The organism is Arthrobacter sp. CMU6, assembly GCF_059090205.1.
This window is the reverse complement of record NZ_JBNHFL010000016.1, coordinates 1-19,554: the sequence shown is the minus strand read 5'-3', so window position 1 is coordinate 19,554 and position 19,554 is coordinate 1. Positions and strand designations below refer to the sequence as shown.

The window sequence follows — 19,554 nt, the reverse complement described above, 5'->3', positions numbered from 1 at the left end:
GAATGTTTTCGTATTATGGATATTATTATCCTCTTTATGGAAATACAAGCCCTTGGGGCTTCCATCGACGTGGCCCTGCCCCTTGCTGTATCTTTGGCTGTCTAAGCAACTTTTTTCACGATGCGGATAAGAGTTGTCGTATTCGAGGCAACAGGAGAGTGCTACATGGCTGAGAAAGCCACCGGAGGCGTGCAGTCCGTTGAGCGCGTCTTTGAACTTTTGGAACTGATCACCGACGCCGGCGGCGACGTCACGCTCAGCGAGCTCTCCTCCTCCACGGACCTGCCCCTGCCGACCATCCACAGGCTGCTGCGCACGCTCGTGGCGCTGGGATACATCCGGCAGCTGCCCAACCGCCGCTACGCCCTCGGCCCCCGGCTGATCCGGCTCGGCGAAGGCGCCAACAAGCAGCTTGGTGCCCTGGCGCGGCCGCAGCTGAAGTCCCTCGTGGACCGGCTGGGGGAGACGTCCAACATGGCCGTGCTGGACTCGGACATGGTGATCTACGTGGCGCAGGTGCCGTCTCTGCACTCGATGCGCATGTTCACCGAGGTGGGCCGCCGCGCCCACACGCATGACACCGGCGTGGGCAAGGCAATCCTGGCGCAGCTGGACGACGAGGTGGTGCGCGGCATCGTGACCCGCACCGGCATGCCCACGCCCACTGCCAAGAGCATCGGCGACTTCGAATCCCTGATCGCGGACCTGAACCGGATCCGGGAACGCGGCTACTCGATCGACGAGGAGGAGCAGGAGCTCGGCGTGCGCTGCTTCGCCATGGCAGTGCCCAACGCGCCCACGCCCACCGCCATCTCCGTCTCGGGGCCCGTCTCCCGCGTGGACCAGGCCTTCGCCGACCGCGCCGTGCCGCTCCTGCGCGAAGCAGCCCAGGCCATCTCTGACGAGCTCAACCAAAACTAAACCCCCGCCGTCGTTCTTCCACAGCGCGAGCTGGCAGCTAATGCCCCCAAATCTCGGATTTGGGGGCATTTGCTGCCTATTCGCGCTTAAGCGGACGCTAGTGCTCGGAGCTGGATGCCGCCTGGATGGGGACTTCCTTGCCGTCGCAGTCGATCAGCTTCCCGCCCTCGAAGCGGTCGCCGTCGGCGAGGCACTTCAGTTCCTCCTCCTTGACGACGCGCCCGGTGCCCGCCACGAACACTGACTGGTTGTCCGAGTTGCCCGCCTTGAGGTGGTTGAAGAGCAGGTTCAGCAGGATGGCCATGACCGCGGCCGAGCTGATGCCGGAGTGGAAGATGGTGCTGAACCAGGAGGGGAACTGGTCGTAGAAGGCCGGCGCCGCGATCGGGATCATGCCGAACCCGATGGACGCGGCCACGATGATCAGGTTCATGTTGTTGCGGTACTCCACCTTGGAGAGCGTCCGGATGCCGCTGGCGGCAACCGTTCCAAAGAGTACGACGCCGGCACCGCCCAGGACGGGCGTCGGCACCGCCGCCACCACCCGGCCAAGGACCGGAAGCAGGCCGAGGATGACCAGGATGAGGCCGCCGGCGCTGACAACGAACCTGCTCTTCACGCCGGTGATGGCCACGAGGCCCACGTTCTGGGCAAAGGCGCTCTGCGTGAAGGAGTTGAACAGCGGGGAGATGGCGCTGGAGAGCATGTCAGCCCGCAGGCCGTCGCCGATCCGCTTCGAATCAACCTTGGTGCCCACGATCTCGCCGACGGCGATGATGTCCGCGGAGGTCTCGGTGAGCGTCACCAGGATGACGATCAGCATGGAGATGATCGCTGCGATCTCGAACGTCGGCGGTCCGAAGGCGAACGGGGTGGGGAACGCAACGATCTCGCCCGTGCCCACCTTGGAGAAGTCGGCCATGCCGAAAGCGAAGGCAATCAGGGTCCCGAGAACCATCGCGAGGAGGATGGACAGCCGGGAGATGGCGGCATTGCCCACCTTGCTCAGCAGCAGGACGATCGCCATGGTGGCGGCGGCCAGGCCGATGTTGGCCATGCTGCCGTAGTTGGGGGCTGCCTTGTTGCCGCCCATGGCCCAGTTGGCGGCCACCGGCATCAGCGTGAGGCCGATGGTGGTGATCACGGTGCCGGTGACCACCGGCGGGAAGAACTTGATGATCTTGGAGAACAGGGGCGTGATGAGCAGCCCGACCAGCGACGCAGCGATCACGGAGCCGAAGACCGCTTGGATTCCGCCGCCGCCGTGGACAATCGCCACCATGGTGGAGACGCCCGCGAACGATACGCCCTGAACGAGCGGGAGCTGGGAGCCGAAGAATCGGATGCCGACGGTCTGGAGGATGGTGGCCAGGCCGCCGACGAAGAGGCAGGCTGCGATCAGCAGGCCGATGTCCTGGGATGACATGCCGGCCGCGGCACCGATGATGAGGGGCGGCGCGATGATGCCGCCGTACATGGTGAGGACATGCTGGAACCCGTAGGCGAAAGTGCTGCCGAGGGAGAGGCGCTGGTCTTCCGGGCGGGTTGCCGCAGGGCGGCTTTTCTTGGTGATGTTCATGGCAGACTTTCTTGGTTCATGGCAGACGCCTTCGTCTGGCTAACAATGTCTGGCTAACGGGTGTGGCTGAAAGATTCGGGTTTTTGGGCCCCTGGATTTCGAGAGGCTCAATCACCGGTGGTTGAGCTTGTCGAAACCCAAGGATCCCGACAAGCTCAACCGTTGGTACTGAGGGCTTAGCAGAAGCCGGCGATGCCTGACCAGGCGGCGTCGGCCGCTTCGGCGTCGTCGCGCAGGACGGTGGCCTCGATGAGTCCGTACGGGCGGTCGGCCGCGTAGAAGACCTCGTTGGGGTTGTCGAGTCCGAACGGCGAGAGGTCCACCAGGAAGTGGTGCTTGTTGGGCATCGAGAACTTGATTTCCTCGATCTCGCTGTGGGCTTCCAGTACCTTCGCGCCCATGTCGAACAGGGTCTGCTGGAGGGCGTGGGAGTACTTCTCGGTGAAGCCCTCAAGCAGCAGGCTCTTGACGTCCTCGTAGCTCTTGTTGAAGTCCAGCGCGCTGAAATCCGTGCCGGACTTGAAGCGCCAACGGGCCGAGACGTCGGTGGCCAGGATGCGGTCGGTGGTCTCCTGCAGGGTGGTGTACTTGTCCTTCGGGTACCCGACGAAGCCGGACTGCGTGGACTTCAGGACGGTCAGGTCCTTGAGTCCGGAGATCAGGTGGGTGGCTGCGCCGTCGCGGACCAGGACGGCGGTGCGGACTTCCTGGCCCTTGCGGACGAAGGAGTGGTCGTGCGCGCTGCCGTGCGCCTGGATGCGTTCCCAGGCGTAGGACTCGGCTTCCCAGCGGCCGCCGGTGACCCAGTCGAAGCTGGAGGTGAAGTGCTCGCCGAGGCGGAGCAGGAAAGCCTCGGGGGACCCGACGCCGTCCCGGGCGAAGGCGTAGATGGTGTTCTTCTGGGTGTCGGTGGCCACCACGTGGGCGTTGTCGCCTTCGAGGTGGGCGGCTTCGAAGTCCCCGCGGAGCTGCGACGTGACGTTCAGGTCCTCGATCTCATGGCGGTCGGTGTCGCGGGTGATCTTGACGACGCGGACTTCGGCCTTGCCGTACTGGTTGTGGCCGAGGACGATCTTGTTGCTCATGGTCTGTTCCCAACTTCCGGTATGTGGAACGAAGGTCCCACATAGAAATTAAGTGCGTGTTTCCCACGCATTTCCTGTGGCGTCGACCCAAACAAAAAATGAGCCGACATCAGTTGATGCCAGCTCATTACGACCCTGCCTGCTGCTCCCAGGTTACGTGACGTGCGCCACGAATTGCCTTCAAGCGTACCGCAGCATGCCGGTGGTGTACATCACAAATTCAAATAACCGATTGTGACCGGCGGGTGCCGGATGACGCCGGGAAGGGGTCTTGACGCACTGCCCGCATCGCTCCTAAGATTTCACATATCAAAAACTAATTTCCGCTTAGCGAGATAATATTCGAGCGGAACAGGGCAAGAAACGAGGAGGAACAGATGGACTCGCAGGATCAGAACAACGTCGCGGAATTCCCGGCGCCCGGGCAGGAGCTGTACCTGCCGTTCGGCGCCACAGACCCCGACTTCTACATCCCGGCCGACTGCGACCGGCGCTCCGGCAGCCTGTCGCGGTGGCTCCGGGCGCTTCCGGTCTTCGGCCGGCGGCCATAGGACGCGCTATCCGCCGCAGGACGCGCAAATGGTCCGGCGACACCCACATCCGGGTGTCGCCGGACCATTTCTGTGTCGCCGGGCCACCGGCGTGTCCTCATGCCGTCGATGACCCCGGCCACTGCTTGCCGGCCCACGGGTCGTAGTCGGCGATGAGGTCCTCCTGCGGCGGACGCTCCGCTTCGGGGACGTGCTGCAGGTTCACCCGTACCCGGTACCAGAGTGAGCTTGACCCGCGCATGCCGTCCACAAGCACATCGGCCGGGTGCAGGGCGGGGACCACATCCGCATGCCGTGACTTCCACTCGTCCAGGGCGGCGAGTGCCTCCGGTTTGGTTTTGGTGCGGGCCACCTCGATGAGCGGCATCACCGACTGCCGGCGGCCGGAGCCATTGCCCCCGCGGCCGGCATCCCCGCGCGGGCCCTTCTCTGCAGGCCCCAGCTCGGCAGCCAGGGCGAGCAGCCCGTCAAGCACTCCGACGGCGTCGTCGATGCCGGTGTGGGGGTCGCCTATCTCGGCGAAGCGCTTTAGCACTGTGGGCACCGTGAATTGTTCCGGCCGGGCGGTGCGGACCTCGTCCCAGGTGAGCGGCGTCGACACCCGGGCGTCAGGCAGCGGCCGCACCGAGTACGCCGATGCCACGGTGCGGTCCTTCGCGTTCTGGTTGAAGTCCACGAACACACTCTCGCCGCGCTCCTCCTTCCACCACCGCGCGGTGGCCAGGCCGGGAGCACGGTTTTCGACTTCCCGGGCGAGGGTCTCCGCCGCGAGCCGCACGTCCCGGTACGACCACTGCGGGGCGACGCGCACCAGGATGTGGAGTCCCCGCGATCCGCTCGTCTTCGGCCACCCCACGAGCCCGACGTCGTCGAGCACCTCCCGCGCGACATACGCGACGTCAACTATCTGCGACCAGTCGACCCCCGGCATCGGATCCAAGTCCACCCGCAGCTCATCCGGGTGCTCGAGGTCCTCGGCGCGGACCGGATGCGGGTTGAGATCGAGGCAGCCAAGATTCACCACCCATGCCAGGCCGGCGGCATCGCGGATGACGGCTTCCTCCGCTGACGTCCCGGATGCGTAGTGCAGCGTCGTGGTGTCAACGAAGTCGGGATGGTTGTCGGGCACGCGCTTCTGGAAGAACGGCTCCGCGTCGATGCCCTTAGGGAAGCGCTTGAGCACCATCGGCCGGCCGCCTGCGCCGCGCAGTGCGCCATCCGCCACAGCAAGGTAATAGCGCACCAGGTCCAGCTTCGTCAGCCCGGGCTCAGGGAACACCACCTTGTCCGGGCTCGAGATGCGGACCTCGGTGCCGGCGATGTCCAGGATCTCGGCCGGCGTCTTCGACGGAGTCATGGCGCCACGCTAGCAACGATCGGATGGCGCAGCATAGGCCCATTTCGATGGTTCCCGGCGCGCAAGATGTTTGCGTGCATCGAGTGCGAAGGGAACCGTCGAAACGGAGCCTGTCGGAACGGTGCGTCAGCCGTTCACCAGCCGCCGCGCCGCCGCCGAATGCTCCGCAACCAGGCCGGCCACATCCAGTCCCGGAATCTGGCCGTCCACCACTCGCCACTGCCCTCCCACCATCACGCGGTCCGCGCGGTCGGCGGCGCACAGCAGCAGGGCGGCGAGGGGATCGTGGCTGCCGGAGAACCGCAGGCCGTCCAGCCGGAACAGGGCCAGATCCGCCTGCATGCCGGGCGCCAGATGGCCCAGGTCGGGCCGTCCCAGCACCGCGGCCGACCCGCGGGTGGCCCAGCCGAGTGCCCGCTCCACCGGAACCTGCGCGCCGTAGCGGAGCCGCTGCAGGTACAGCGCCTGCCGCGCCTCCAGGATCATGTTGGAGGCATCGTTCGACGCCGATCCGTCCACTCCCAGCCCCACGGGCACGCCGGCTTCCTCCAGTTCGAGCACCCGGGCGGTGCCGGATGCGAGGCGCATGTTCGACGTCGGGCAATGGGCGACGGCGGTTCCCGCAGCTCCCAGCCGGGCGATTTCAGCGTCGCTGAAATGGATACCGTGGCCCAGCCACGTCCTGTCTGTCAGCCACCCCACGCTGTCCAGGTAGTCCACGGTGCGCAGCCCGAACGTCTCCAGGCAGAACTGCTCCTCGTCGAGGGTCTCCGCGAGGTGCGTGTGCAGCCGGACGTCGTACCGGTCCGCCAGTGCTGCGCTCTCGGCCATGATCTCCTTGGTGACGGAAAACGGCGAGCAGGGCGCCAGCGCAATCTGGATCGCGGCGCCGTCCCCGCGCTCGTGGTACTCGCGGATCAGGCGTTCACTGTCGGCCAGCACCGCCTCGGGTGCCTGCACCGTCGACTGCGGCGGCAGGCCGCCGTCGTCCTCTCCCAGCGTCATGGAGCCGCGGGTCAGGGTGGCCCGCATGCCGAGGCGCCGGACGGCGCCGATTTCGACGTCGATCGCGTCCTCCATCCCCGCGGGGAAGAGGTAGTGGTGGTCGGCGGCCGTGGTGCAGCCGGATAGCAGCAGTTCGGCAAGGGCCACGGTGGCCGCGAGTTCCAGATCCCGCGGGGTCAGCCGGGCCCAGACGGGATAGAGGTTCTGCAGCCAGGGGAACAGGGGAGCGTTGGCCACCGGACCCCATGCGCGGGTGAGCGTTTGGTAGAAGTGGTGATGGGTGTTGATCAGGCCGGGAAGCACAACGTGGCTGCCGGCGTCGAAGGTCCGCTGGCAGGGTGCGGAAGGGGTCTGTCCGGCGCCAAGCACCTCCGCAATCTTTCCGCCCCTCACCACCAGGCCGCCCGAGGCGTCGAGGCCGTTGGCGGTGAAGGCGGCCAGCGGGTTCCGGATCCAGAGGGATTCAGGCTCTGGCCGCGTGGGCGTCGACGGAGTGTCAAAGAGCTGGGTCATGGGGGTCCTTGTCTGAGCGTGCTGATACTTTCCAGCTCAGTGGTCCTGTCTGCTGATCCAGGGGACACGCTGCCCGGCGGCGGCGAGTCGGCACCAGCGTAGGGCGGGCGCGGGAGGGCGGTCAATGGCCGCGCTTTGTGACAGCGGGGGGAACAGGCAACGGGAATGTTCGGCGTGAACCGCCGGAAACACGAATTTCACATAGCGAAAATAAAGTTCCAGAAAACTATGGTGCGGGACACATTCCGGTGCTAGTCTCGATGTTGCCAAAGGCGGGCACCCGGACTCCGGGAAGCTATCTACCAGGCGCAACTTAACCTTCAAAAGCACATGCTGAAGCCTGGTAACCGTCGCACTTGGTCCTTTCCGTTCCGTCGCGGGGTACCGGCTTCCACAGCAAAGGGAGTCGCATCATGAGTACCACCGTCACGGCCGAGGCATTCCTGGCCAGGTCCATCCAGTTGGCAACCGCCAACGTCCTGAACAGCGGCGGCCCGTTCGGCGCCGTGATCGTCACCGCCGACGGTCAGACGTTCGACGGCGTCAACCGGGTCACCGCCGACAACGATCCCACCGCCCACGCCGAGGTCACCGCCATCCGCCGCGCATGCAGCGGGCAGGGCACCTTCGACCTCCGCGGAGCCACCCTCTACAGCAGCTGCGAGCCGTGCCCGATGTGCCTCGCCTCGGCGCTCTGGGCCCGCATCGACCGGGTTGTCTTCGCCGCCGACAGGCACGACGCCGCCTCCGTAGGCTTCGACGACGCCGTCTTCTACGAGTACTTCGACAACGAGGACCGCCATGCCCTGATGCCGGTCTCCAAGCTCGAGCTGGGCCACCCCGAAGCCCCGGCCATCCTGGAACCGTTCAACACCTGGAACACGCTCGACTCCAGGATTGACTACTAGGGCCCGGTGGCTGAAATGACAATCCTGGACAATACCGCTGAACAGCAGGCTGCGCTTTCGGGCACAGGGCAGACAGCGGCACCCGAAAAGAACCCGGCTACCGGCGCAACGCAGCGGGGCAGCGGCCCCAAGCCCCCGGCGTCGAACTCGTTCCTTGACCGCTTCTTCCACATCACCCGGCGCGGTTCCACCGTGGCCCGGGAGGTGCGGGGCGGACTGGTCACCTTCTTCACCATGGCCTACATCGTCATCCTGAATCCGCTGATCCTCGGCGGATTCAGTGCGGACAACGCCCCGACTGACGTCGCCGGCGGCTGGCTTTCAGCCGCGCAGGTGGGCGCAGTCACCGGCCTGACCGCCGGCGTCATGACCATCGCATTCGGCCTGATCGCCAACTTGCCATTCGGCCTGGCGGCCGGGCTCGGCATCAACTCCTTCCTTGCCGTGGCGGTGATCCAGGAAGTCACCTGGGCCGAGGCCATGGGCCTGGTGGTCATCAACGGCATTCTGATCGTCCTGTTTGGTGTCACCGGCGCGCGGACCGCGATTTTCCGGGCGGTGCCCAAGGAACTGAAGGCCGCCATCACGGTGGGCATCGGCCTGTTCATCGCCTTCATCGGCTTCGTGGACTCGGGCTTCGTCAAGGCCACCGCCGGCGGCCCCCCGGTCCAGCTCGGCGACAACGGCTCCATCACCTCCATCCCCACCATGGTGTTCATCGTGGGCCTGCTCGTCATGGGCATCCTCGTGGCACGGAAGGTCCAGGGCGGCCTGCTCATCGGCATCGTGGCCACCACGGCGCTCGCAGCGGTCGTCGAGGCAATCCTGCACATCGGCCCCGCCAGCGAAACCAACCCGGGCGGCTGGCACCTGAACACTCCGGTGCTGTCGGGCCACCTGGTCTCTGCGCCGGACCTTGGCCTCGTGGGTCAGTTCGACCTGTTCGGCGCCTTCGGCCGGATCGGCGGCCTGGCCGCGACGATGCTGGTGTTCACGCTGGTCTTCACCAACTTCTTCGACGCCATGGGCACCATGACCGGGCTGGCCAAGAGCGCGGGCGTGGCGCACAAGGACGGCACGTTCCCCCGGCTCAAGTCCGCCTTCATCGTCGAAGGCGTGGGCGCGGTGGCGGGCGGCGCGACGTCGGGTTCCTCCAACACCGTGTACATCGACTCCGCCGCGGGGATCGGCGAGGGGGCACGCACCGGGCTGGCCTCGGTGGTCACCGGGGCGCTGTTCCTGGGCTCCATGTTCCTCACCCCGCTCACCAGCGTGGTGCCGCTCGAGGTGGCAGCCGCCGCCCTCGTGGTGGTGGGCGCGATGATGATGGCGCAGATCCGCGAGATCAAGTTCACCAAGTTCGCGGTGGCACTGCCGGCCTTCCTGACGATCGTCACCATGCCGCTGAGCTACTCGATCGCCAATGGCATCGGCGTGGGCTTCGTGAGCTGGGCTGTGATCGGCGCGGCCTCCGGCAAGGCGAAGAAGATCCATCCGCTGATGTGGGTGGTCACCGCGGGCTTCGTGGTCTACTTCGCGCGCGGTCCGGTCAGCGCACTGCTCGGGGCCTAGGACCCGGCCAGGACGCGGAAGATGACCCGCGACGCGCAAACGGCCGGAGGACACGGGAATCCGCGCATCCCCGGACCGTTTGCGCGTCGCTGGGCCGGACCGGCGTCGAACGCTTTCAACTACCAGGAATAGGAACGAGAATGGGCACCATCGCAGGGGAAGAGGGAGTGCTGCCATGCTGGATCTGATGCCTTCTCTGGCCGGCTGGCGCCCGGCGGCCGCCGGGGAACGGTGCGCCGTCGCCACCATCATCACCGCCAGCGGCTCCGTGCCGCGGCCGACCGGGACCTCCATGCTGGTGTCCGAATCCGGGGAGGTACTCGGCAGCCTCTCCGGCGGATGTGTTGAGGCGGCCGTGGTTGCCTCGGCGCTGGAAGTGATGGCCGACGGCGGCACCCGCCTTGAGGCGTTCGGCTTCAGCAGCGAGGACGCATTTGCCGTCGGGCTCACCTGCGGCGGCGAGCTGGAGGTCCATATCCAGCCACTGGACGGCAGCGCCGCCGGGCTCGGGGACCTCCGCAGCTTTGCCGCCGGGGACCCGGAACGACCGCTGGCCCTGATCCGGCGCATCGACGCTGCGACCGGCAGAAGCGTTGTGGGCAGGAGCATGTCCGGCGGGGCCGTTTCTGGCAGTGCATTGGGGGCTGCCGGAACCCAGGGAGCCGGAATTCATGGAGCTGGAACAGAGGGGACGGCGCGGACACAGCCGCCCTCCGTCGTCGTAGTTCGGGATCCTAGCGCTTTTGGGGTTGCGGGATCGGCTGAGTTCGCGGCCCTGCTGGGGCTGGACGCGTTGGATTCCGACCCCGTGAACCCCGCTTCGAACCTTGACGCCGGGGCCAGAAGGGACGCGCTCCTGGCGGCGGCGGCCCAGATCGAACCGCTGCTGCGCGGCGGCCGTACCGGGCTGGTCCGGCTGGCTCCGCCGCAGGGCTGCGGCGGTTCCCGACGGGGCGCCCACGGTACCGATGGCGGAGTGGCGTCGCCCGAACCCGTGACGCTGCTGGTGGAGAGCCGCCTGCCGCAGGCCCGGCTGCTGGTGTTTGGGGCCAACGACTTTGGCGCGGCGCTGGTACCGGCCGCCCAGCTGCTCGGCTACCGTGTCACGCTGTGCGATGCCCGGCCGGCGTTCGCAGGGCAGGATCGGTTCGCCACCGCGGACGAGGTGGCCACCGACTGGCCGCACCGTTATCTCGCCGCGGAAGCCGCCGCAGGCCGGATCGATTCCCGCACGGTCATCTGCGTCCTCACCCACGACCCCAAGTTCGACATTCCGTTGCTGCAGGAAGCCCTGGAGCTTGATGTTGCCTTCGTCGGCGCCATGGGCTCGCGCCGCAGCCACCGGCAGCGCATCGACCGGCTGCTCGAGGCCGGCGTGGCGCCGGAGTTGCTCGCACGGCTGCATTCGCCGATCGGCCTGGACCTCGGCGCCGTCACACCGGCGGAAGTGGCCGTCTCCATCACCGCGGAGCTGATTGCGGTGCGCAGCGGCTCCGCCGCCTGCACTCCATTGCGGGACGGCGCCGGACCCATCCATTCCCTTCCCGCGGCCGGGAGTGCCCACGCAGAACCGGCATACAGCAAAGAACAGGCATCCCAGGAGATCGCATGGACATGAACACCATCGAGGCGGTGGTCCGCACCACCGACCCCGCCGACTGGCGCGAAGGCGACGCCTGGCTCGCGGGCGGCACAGTCCTCTTTTCCTACGGCAGCACCGCCTTCGGCCCCGAGCCGCTGCGGCGCCTGCTGGACCTCGGCTCCGCCGGCTGGCAAGCCGTGACGGTGGCGGAGGCCGGCATCGAACTCGCCGCCACCTGCACCGTCGCCCAACTGTACGCGCTCCCCGATACGCTGGCAGAAGATAGCGCGGGCACAGGGGACTGGCCCGGCCTGGACCTGATCCGGCCCTGCTGCGACTCCTTCGTGGCGTCCTTCAAGGTCTGGAACATGTCCACCGTGGGCGGCAACCTGTGCACATCCCTGCCGGCCGGGCCCATGATCTCACTGTGCGCCGGACTGGACGGTACGGCCGTAATCCTCGGCCCGGGAGGCTCCCGCCGGGAGCTGCCGGTGGCCGAGTTCATCACCGGGGACGGGCAAAACGCACTGGCACCCGGTGAGCTGCTCCGCAGCGTCAGGCTGCCGGCGTCGGCCCTGTCCTCCCGGGTGGCATTCCGCCGGCTCTCGCTGAGCAACCTCGGCAGGTCGGGAGTGCTGCTGCTGGGAAGGCTCGACGGCGGCGGCCGGTTCACGCTCACCGTCACCGCCGCCACCAAACGCCCCGTGCAGCTGCGGTTCGGGTCCCTGCCGGACGGGCCGGAGCTTGCGGACGAACTTGAGGCCGCCATCCCGGCGGACCTTTACCACGACGACATCCACGGGCTGCCTGCCTGGCGCCGCGATATGACCCACCGCCTGGCTGAGGAAATCCGTACAGAACTGGGCCTGCCGGCCGGAGCGCCGGCAACAGTATCAGGCGACTTCTGGCCGCCGCGGCAGGAACAGCAGACGCCGGCACGGCAGACTCAGGCACAGCAGCAGCCGGCACAGCAGCAGCCGAACCGGCAGACGAAGAGAGGGGCCTGAGCATGGCCATGGAAATCAACGGCGCGCCCATACAGGCTCAGCCGCGGCCCGGGCAGTGCCTGCGCACGTTCCTCCGGGAGCAGGGCAACTTCGGCGTGAAGAAGGGCTGCGACGGCGGCGACTGCGGTGCCTGCACCGTGCACGTAGACGGCACTCCTGTGCACAGCTGCATCTACCCGGCCGTGCGCGCGGAGGGCCACAACGTCACCACGATCGAAGGCCTCGCAGCCACCAGCCCGGGGACTGACCTGCACCCGGTGCAGCAGCAGTTCCTGGAGCGCCAGGGCTTCCAGTGCGGCTTCTGCACCGCAGGCATGGTGATGACGGCGGCCACGTTCGACGACGAGCAGAAGGAAAACCTGCCGCGCAACCTGAAGGGCAACCTGTGCCGCTGCACCGGCTACCGGGCCATCGCGGACGCCGTCTGCGGCCACGAAGGCCACCCGGCGCCGGAGGGGCCCGGCTCGGGCATCGCCGGCGAGGGGCAGCCCGCCCCGGAGCCCGGCCGGCTGGGTGACGACGTTCCGGCCCCCGCCAGCCGCGCAGTGGTCACCGGGCAGGCCCGCTACACGCTGGACGTCCCGGCGGATGCGCTGCCCGGCCTGCTGCACATGAAGCTCGTGCGTTCACCGCACGCCCACGCCAGGGTCCTGTCCATCGACACCGCGGCGGCCATGGAGGTGCCGGGGGTGGTGGCCGTGCTCTCCGCCGAGGACGCCCCGGACCAGCTGTATTCCAGCGCCCAGCATGAGCTTTACACCGATGACCCCGACGACACCCGGCTGCTCGACACCGTGGTGAGGTTCCGCGGCCAGCGGGTGGCCGCCGTGGTCGCCGAATCGGTGGCGGCGGCGGAGGCGGGCGTCCGCGCTGTCCGCGTCGAGTACGCGGAACTCCCCGCGGTGTTCAGCCCGCAGGACGCCATCTTGCCCGGTGCTCCCGCCCTGCACGGGGACAAGGATGCCGGTACGGCGCGGATCGCCCAGCCGGAGCGGAACATCGTGGCCGAACTGCACTCCGAGCTTGGCAGCGTCAGCGACGGCTTCGCGGCGGCCGACTTCATCCACGAGCAGACCTACCGGACCCAGCGCGTCCAGCACGTGGCGCTGGAAACCCATTCCTCCATCGCCTCCGTGGACGACGACGGCCGGCTCCAGGTCCGCACGTCAAGCCAGGTTCCGTTCCTGGTGCGCCGCACGCTCTGCCGCCTGTTCGGGCTGCCGGAGGACCAGGTGCACGTGGTGGCGGGCCGGGTGGGCGGCGGATTCGGCGGAAAGCAGGAGGTACTCACCGAGGACATCGCCGCGCTCGCGGCCCTGAAACTGCGGCGGCCCGTACAGCTGGAGTTCACCCGGACCGAGCAGTTCACGGCCAGCACCACGCGGCACCCGTTCACCATCAAGCTCAAGGCGGGCGCCAGCAATGACGGCAGGCTCACGGCGCTGCAACTGGACGTCCTCACCAACACGGGGGCCTACGGCAACCACGCCCCCGGGGTCATGTTCCACGGCTGCGGCGAATCCCTGGCTGTTTACAAGTGCGCCAACAAGAAGGTCGACGCGCTCGCGGCCTACACCAACACCGTGCCGTCCGGCGCCTTCCGCGGCTACGGGCTCAGCCAGATGATCTTCGCCATCGAATCGGCCATCGACGAACTGGCCGCGGGAATCGGCATGGACCCGCTGGAGTTCCGCCGCCGCAACATGGTCCGCGAGGGCGACGACATGCTCTCTACCCACTCCGAGCCTGAGGAGGACGTCCACTGCGGCAGCTACGGGCTGGACCAGTGCACCCGCCTGGTGCAGGATGCGCTGAAGCGCGGCCGTGAGCGCTACCGGTCCGCCGGCCTCGATGACCTCGGCCCGGGCTGGGTCACGGGGGAGGGCACGGCGCTGTCCATGATCGACACCGTGCCGCCGCGGGGCCATTTCGCCCATTCCAGGCTCCGGCTCCTGGCCGACGGAACGTACGCCGCCGACGTCGGGACAGCCGAATTCGGCAACGGCACCACCACTGTCCACGCGCAGCTGGCGGCGACGGCGCTGTCCACCGTCGCCGCGCGGGTCGCCGTCCGGCAGTCCGACACGGACCTGATCGAGCATGACACCGGCGCCTTCGGCTCGGCCGGCACCGTGGTGGCCGGAAAGGCCACACTGGCCGCCGCGGAGGAACTGGCCGTCCGCATCCGGGCGTTCGCCGCCGGCATCCGGCAGATCCAGGCATCCGGGTGCGTGCTCGACGGCGACGCCGTCGTCTGTGAGGGAACCCGGGTGCCGCTGACGGAACTTTACGACGCCGCCCGGCAAGCCGGCGTCGAACTCGAGGCCGAGGGGCGCTGGGGCGGCACGCCGCGCTCGGTGGCCTTCAACGTCCACGGATTCAGAGTCGCGGTGAACACCGGGACCGGTGAGCTGCGGATCCTGCAGAGCGTGCAGGCGGCGGACGCCGGCGTGGTGGTAAACCCACGGCAGTGCCGGGGCCAGATCGAGGGCGGCATTGCCCAGGCCCTGGGTGCCGCCTTGTACGAGGAAGTCCGGGTGGATGACGCAGGCCGGGTCACCACGGACATCCTCCGGCAGTACCACATCCCGTCCTTCGCCGACGTGCCGCGCAGCGAGGTGTACTTCGCCGATACCAACGACGCGCTGGGACCGCTCGGTGCCAAGTCCATGAGCGAAAGCCCCTTCAACCCCGTGGCCCCGGCTCTGGCCAACGCCATCCGCAATGCCACCGGCGTGCGGTTCGCCGAGCTGCCGATCGCCCGGGACAAGATCTACCTGGGGTTGAAGGAGGCGGGACTCGTTCCTGCACCGGAGAGCGTTCCCGCAGACGGCGTTCCCGCGGGCGGGGTTCCCGCTGGTCTAGGCAACGCGGAGTCACTTTGCGCCCCATGAACCGCTGCCGGAGGCGCAAAGTGACCCAGTGTGGGGTTGGCAACATATAGTCGGGGGATGGAACAGCGCATCTTAGGCAAGACCGGACGGAACGTGTCAGTCGTGGGACTGGGAACCTGGCAGCTCGGCGCGGACTGGGGCAACGTTGACCCGGCACAGGCGCAGGCCATCCTCGCGGCCTCGGCGGAGGCCGGCGTGACCTTCTTCGACACTGCTGACGTCTACGGTGACGGCCGCAGCGAGCAGGCCATCGGGGCGTTCCTCGCCGACAACCCGGGCACGGGCATCACGGTGGCCACGAAGATGGGCCGCAGGCTGGAGCAGCGCCCGGAAAACTACAACCTGGCAAACTTCCGCGAATGGGTAGACCGGTCGCGCCGCAACCTGCGCACCGACGCCCTGGACCTGGTCCAGCTGCACTGCCCGCCCACCGCCGTGTACAGCCGGGCCGAGGTGTACGACGCCCTGGACACGCTCGTTGCCGAGGGTGCCATTCGGAACTACGGCGTTAGCGTGGAGCGGACCGACGAAGCCCTCGAAGCCTTGCGGCACGAGGGCACGGCGTCCGTGCAGATCATCCTGAACGCCTTCCGGCTCAAGCCGCTGGATGAGGTGCTCCCCGCTGCGAAGGCCGCAGGCGTGGGCATCATTGCCCGGGTTCCCCTCGCCTCCGGCCTGCTGTCCGGTAAGTACACCAAGGAAACCACGTTCGCCGCTGACGACCACCGCAACTACAACCGCGCGGGAGACGCCTTCGACGTCGGAGAGACCTTCTCCGGCGTGGACTATGAGCTGGGGCTCAAAGCCGTGGCCGAGTTCGAGCAGCTGGTACCGGAGGGCTCCGGAACCGCGCAGGCTGCCATCGCGTGGGTGGCTGCGCAGGACGGCGTCACGTCCGTCATTCCCGGTGCCCGGTCCGTGGAGCAGGCCAGGGCCAACGCCGCCGCGGCCGGCACAGTACTCAGCCCAGAGTTCAACGAAGGCGTGCGCTGGATCTACGACCACTACTTCCGCGAGGCTGTCCACCCCCGCTGGTAGCAGGGCGTGGCCTCATCGTCGATCGAAGACTTCGTAGACCGGCTCGCCGCTGTCGCAACCGGGCCGGGGTGCACCAACTTCTTCGATCACTCGGTCCCCGCCAATGCCCTGCGCCGGCACAACCTGCTGGTCTATCTCAATGACATGCTGGACCGGTCCCCGAAGGTGCTGCTGGTGGGGGAGGCGCCGGGCTTCCGGGGCATGAGGATCACGGGTGTTCCCTTCACCAACCGCACCATGTTCGAGGGGCCGGCCAATCCCTTCGGGCTTTTCGGGACGGGACTTTCCGGAACAAAGCTTTTCGAGACTGGGCAACGCTATGCGCTTCCGCCGGACGCGGCCGGCGTCGCCGCCGAACCGACGGCCACCGTGATGTGGGAGGTCCTGGCCGAGCTCCGCTTCCTCCCGCTGCTGTGGAGTGCCTGCCCTTGGCATACGCACGTGCCCGGACGGCCGTTGTCCAACCGAACTCCAACACCCGCGGAAGCGGCGCTGGGCACGCCGTTCTGGCAGGCCCTGACCGGCATCTTTCCCATCGAAACCGTGGTGGCCGTGGGCAACGTTGCGCACACCAGCCTCCGCCGCAGCGGCGTGGATGCGCCCAAAATCAGGCATCCGGCCCATGGCGGGAGGGCCCGCTTCAAACAGGGGCTGCAGGAGCTTCTGGCGGCGGGGATGGTCCCGTGACTGTCCGCCGACCTCGCCCGCCGCGCCGTCCTCGCCCGCCGCTGAACTAGCCGAGCAGGTGCAGCTGGTCCGGGGTGTCGAGGTCTTCGCCGCGGGACTGGTCGGAGCAGTCCACCAGATCGATCAGCTCAGGGTGGGCCTGCAGGAAAAGCCGGGCGCCGGCGTCGCCGCCCGCCGACGCCGCAGCTTCCACGCGCAGCGATGCATCGAGCAGCAGCGGATGGCCGCGCCGGAGCTGTCCGGAAGGATCGGCGTAACCGGCAGCAGTCACCCTGCCCTGCCGGTGTGCCCGCAATAGCCGCGCGACAGTCTCTGCGGTCAGCCCCGGCTGGTCCACGAGCGCCACCAGCACATGGTCTTCCGGGGGCGCGCTGTCCAGCCCCGTCCGGAACGAACTGGCCATGCCGCCGGTCCACAACGGGTTCTCCACCACGGTATGCCGGGCGAGGTCAGTCCGCCCGCGGACGTCACTGGCGCCCGCGCCGAGCACCACCACGACGCCCCGGCAGCCGCCGTCGAGCAGCATGTCCGCCAGGACCTCTACGAGGGTGCGTCCCCGGAACGGAAGCAGCGCCTTCGGGCCGCGGCCCAAGCGGGTGCCGGCACCCGCCGCCAGCAGCACGCCCGTGGTCCGGGGAAGGGGGGAGGCGGTCATGGCATCAGCCTAGGCCATGCCGCACAGGGCGTTCGGGCCCGGTGTTTGGGGCGGGTGCGGCGCAATGCTACCCGGTAGTAGGGGTGGTTCGTCCAGTGAATGGCGGCTAACGTCGGATATGTCGTGTTGGCAATTGGGGGTCGTAATGGCGGCTGCAACGGTGCAGCTGTCGGAAGGAGCATCTATGGCAGGCACATTCGTAATCGAGACGGCGGGCTCAGGACAGTACCGGTTCAGGCTGACAGCCGATGACGGAACCGTGGTTGCGGTTTCACCCAGCTTTCCCAACATCAAGGCAGTCGCTGCGGGGATCACGGCAGTCCGGGAAAGTGCAGCCACAGGCTTCGTTGTTGACCGCAGGACGTCCCTGACGTAATAGAGAATCGCGACGGCGGCCCCACCACCAGGTGAGGGCCGCCGTCGTTTTAATGTGAGCTTTTGTCCAGATATCGCGACTTCAGGGGTGTTTTGCGGCCATTATCTGGACAAAAACTCCGGGGTTTCGACGGGCTGGACCAGCAGGGGCTCGAGGGCTCAGGAGTCGCCGCCGGCTCCTCCTGTTGTTCCCGCCGAGACGTCCAGGAGCTTGTAGCGGTCCATGGCGTACGACGGCGCGCCCTCCTGCACCTCGCCCCTCGCCGCCAGCAGCTGGAGGGTTTTGACGACGATGGAGTGGGTGTCGTTTTTGAAGTAGCGGCGGGCGGCGGCGCGGGTGTCGGAGAAGCCGAAGCCGTCGGCGCCGAGGGTGGCGAAGTCGTTCGGGACGAACTGCCGGATCTGGTCCGGGACGGCCTTCATGTAGTCCGAGACGGCGACGACGGGTCCCTGCGCACCGGCGAGCTGCTTGGTGACGAAGGGTTCGCGGGCGGTCTGGCCGGGGTTGAGGAAGGCTTCTTCCTCGGCGGCGAGGCCGTCTCGGCGCAGTTCGTTCCAGGAGGTGACGGACCAGACGTCGGCGGAGACGCCCCAGTCTTCGGCGAGGATCCGCTGGGCTTCGAGGGCCCAGGGGACGGAGACGCCGGAGGCGAGGATCTGGCTCTTGGGGCCTTCGGTGCTGGAGGCCGCGAGCTTGTAGATGCCCTTCAGGACGCCTTCGACGTCGAGGTTCTCCGGTTCGGCGGGCTGGGTGATGGGTTCGTTGTAGACCGTGAGGTAGTACATGACGTTTCTGTCAGGTAGAGCTCCGGTTCCGTTTTCGCCGCTTGCGGCGACCCCGTACATGCGTTCGAGGCCGTCCCGGACGATGTGGCCCATTTCGTAGCCGTAGGCGGGGTCGTAGGTGACCACGGCGGGGTTGGTGGAGGCCAGCAGGGGGGAGTGTCCGTCGGCGTGCTGGAGGCCTTCGCCGGTGAGGGTGGTCCGTCCTGCGGTGGCGCCGATGATGAAGCCGCGGGTCATCTGGTCGGCGGCGGCCCAGAAGGCGTCACCGGTGCGCTGGAAGCCGAACATGGAGTAGAACACGTAGACCGGGACCAGGGGCACGCCGTGGGTGGCGTAGGCGGTGCCGGCGGCGGTGAAGGCTGCCACGGCGCCGGCTTCGTTGATGCCGGGGTGGATCAGCTGGCCCTGGGCGGACTCCTTGTAGGCCAGGACCAGGTCCCGGTCCACGGACAGGTAGTTCTGGCCTCCGGGGTTATAAATCTTGGCCGTGGGGAAGAAGGCGTCCATGCCGAAGGTCCGCGATTCGTCAGGCACGATGGGGACAATCCGGTGCCCGAACTTCTTGTCGCGGAGCAGGTCCTTGAGCAGGCGGACGAACGCCATGGTGGTTGCGGCCTGCTGCTTGCCCGAACCGCGCTTGGCGACGTCGAACGTCTTGGCGTCCGGCATCTCCACCGACCCTTGGCCGGAACGGCGTTCGGGTACGGACCCGCCCAGCTGCCGGCGCCGCTCCAGAAGGTAGGCAATCTCGGGAGCGTCCGGACCGGGGTGGTAGTACGGCGGACGGTAGGGGTCCTCTTCGAGCCGGGCGTCGGAAATGGGAATTCTCAGGTAATCCCTGAATTCCTTGAGGTCGTCGAGGGTGAGTTTTTTCATCTGGTGGGTGGCGTTGCGGCCTTCGAAGTGCGGGCCCAGGCCGTAGCCCTTGACCGTTTTGGCCAGGATCACGGTGGGTTTGCCCTTGAATTCGGTCGCGGCCTTGTACGCGGCGTAGACCTTGCGGTAGTCGTGCCCGCCGCGCTTGAGGTTCCAGATCTCG

Annotated in this window: 16 protein-coding genes; 10 read left to right on the top strand and 6 right to left on the bottom strand. The window is 67.6% G+C overall.

Annotation, left to right across the window (positions count from 1 at the left end; genetic code table 11):
- Nucleotides 1–165 precede the first annotated feature (165 nt).
- The gene (locus AC5RWD_RS12610; protein ID WP_494020323.1) at nt 166–921 is read left to right on the top strand and encodes an IclR family transcriptional regulator; all 756 of its coding nucleotides are present in this window, start codon (nt 166–168) and stop codon (nt 919–921) included.
- Nucleotides 922–1,018: 97 nt separating this feature from the next.
- Here the strand turns inward: AC5RWD_RS12610 and AC5RWD_RS12605 are convergent, their stop codons facing one another.
- Nucleotides 1,019–2,500, bottom strand: a complete 1,482-nt coding sequence (locus AC5RWD_RS12605; protein WP_494020322.1) for a nucleobase:cation symporter-2 family protein — start codon at nt 2,498–2,500, stop codon at nt 1,019–1,021.
- A 176-nt stretch (nt 2,501–2,676) separates the two neighbouring features.
- Nucleotides 2,677–3,585 carry a factor-independent urate hydroxylase gene (pucL, locus tag AC5RWD_RS12600; RefSeq protein WP_494020321.1) on the bottom strand — a complete coding sequence of 303 codons (909 nt, stop codon included), beginning with the start codon at nt 3,583–3,585 and terminating at the stop codon, nt 2,677–2,679.
- A gap of 377 nt (nt 3,586–3,962) precedes the next feature.
- On the opposite strand from pucL, the gene AC5RWD_RS12595 reads away from it, so the two are divergent.
- Nucleotides 3,963–4,136 carry a hypothetical protein gene (locus tag AC5RWD_RS12595; RefSeq protein WP_172411654.1) on the top strand — a complete coding sequence of 58 codons (174 nt, stop codon included), beginning with the start codon at nt 3,963–3,965 and terminating at the stop codon, nt 4,134–4,136.
- Nucleotides 4,137–4,233: 97 nt separating this feature from the next.
- Here AC5RWD_RS12595 and ligD read toward each other — a convergent pair whose 3' ends face one another.
- Both ligD and AC5RWD_RS12585 read right to left on the bottom strand, forming a co-directional pair.
- A complete protein-coding gene (gene ligD, locus AC5RWD_RS12590) occupies nt 4,234–5,493 on the bottom strand; it encodes a non-homologous end-joining DNA ligase (RefSeq protein ID WP_494020320.1) in 1,260 nt (419 codons plus the stop codon).
- A gap of 126 nt (nt 5,494–5,619) precedes the next feature.
- Entirely contained in the window at nt 5,620–7,011 is a 1,392-nt protein-coding gene (locus tag AC5RWD_RS12585; protein ID WP_494020319.1) for an 8-oxoguanine deaminase, read from the bottom strand.
- A gap of 413 nt (nt 7,012–7,424) precedes the next feature.
- On the opposite strand from AC5RWD_RS12585, the gene AC5RWD_RS12580 reads away from it, so the two are divergent.
- The 7 genes from AC5RWD_RS12580 to AC5RWD_RS12550 all read left to right on the top strand — a co-directional run bounded on the left by AC5RWD_RS12580 (nt 7,425) and on the right by AC5RWD_RS12550 (nt 16,699).
- The gene (locus AC5RWD_RS12580; RefSeq protein WP_494020318.1) at nt 7,425–7,919 is read left to right on the top strand and encodes a nucleoside deaminase; all 495 of its coding nucleotides are present in this window, start codon (nt 7,425–7,427) and stop codon (nt 7,917–7,919) included.
- Nucleotides 7,920–7,934: 15 nt separating this feature from the next.
- The gene (locus AC5RWD_RS12575) at nt 7,935–9,491 is read left to right on the top strand and encodes an NCS2 family permease (RefSeq protein ID WP_494020415.1); all 1,557 of its coding nucleotides are present in this window, start codon (nt 7,935–7,937) and stop codon (nt 9,489–9,491) included.
- 175 nt (nt 9,492–9,666) lie between these two features.
- Nucleotides 9,667–11,109: an XdhC family protein gene (locus AC5RWD_RS12570; protein WP_494020317.1), complete on the top strand. Its 1,443-nt coding sequence runs from the start codon at nt 9,667–9,669 to the stop codon at nt 11,107–11,109.
- The gene (locus tag AC5RWD_RS12565) at nt 11,100–12,080 is read left to right on the top strand and encodes an FAD binding domain-containing protein (protein ID WP_494020316.1); all 981 of its coding nucleotides are present in this window, start codon (nt 11,100–11,102) and stop codon (nt 12,078–12,080) included. Before AC5RWD_RS12570 ends, AC5RWD_RS12565 begins: the two co-directional genes overlap by 10 nt.
- Nucleotides 12,081–12,082: 2 nt before the next feature.
- Complete coding sequence (locus AC5RWD_RS12560; protein ID WP_494020315.1) at nt 12,083–14,974, top strand: molybdopterin-dependent oxidoreductase; 2,892 nt, start codon at nt 12,083–12,085, stop codon at nt 14,972–14,974.
- A gap of 57 nt (nt 14,975–15,031) precedes the next feature.
- Entirely contained in the window at nt 15,032–16,012 is a 981-nt protein-coding gene (locus tag AC5RWD_RS12555; protein WP_494020314.1) for an aldo/keto reductase, read from the top strand.
- Between the two features lie 6 nt (nt 16,013–16,018).
- The gene (locus AC5RWD_RS12550; RefSeq protein WP_494020313.1) at nt 16,019–16,699 is read left to right on the top strand and encodes a uracil-DNA glycosylase; all 681 of its coding nucleotides are present in this window, start codon (nt 16,019–16,021) and stop codon (nt 16,697–16,699) included.
- Between the two features lie 46 nt (nt 16,700–16,745).
- On the opposite strand, the gene nboR is transcribed toward AC5RWD_RS12550, so the two are convergent.
- Entirely contained in the window at nt 16,746–17,354 is a 609-nt protein-coding gene (nboR, locus tag AC5RWD_RS12545; RefSeq protein ID WP_494020312.1) for a nicotine blue oxidoreductase, read from the bottom strand.
- A 184-nt stretch (nt 17,355–17,538) separates the two neighbouring features.
- Between nboR and AC5RWD_RS12540 the strand changes: the two genes are divergently transcribed.
- The gene (locus tag AC5RWD_RS12540; RefSeq protein ID WP_494020311.1) at nt 17,539–17,730 is read left to right on the top strand and encodes a YegP family protein; all 192 of its coding nucleotides are present in this window, start codon (nt 17,539–17,541) and stop codon (nt 17,728–17,730) included.
- Between the two features lie 158 nt (nt 17,731–17,888).
- Here AC5RWD_RS12540 and AC5RWD_RS12535 read toward each other — a convergent pair.
- The coding region (locus AC5RWD_RS12535) for a transketolase-like TK C-terminal-containing protein (protein ID WP_494020310.1) at nt 17,889–19,554 on the bottom strand (1,666 nt) is incomplete at its 5' end.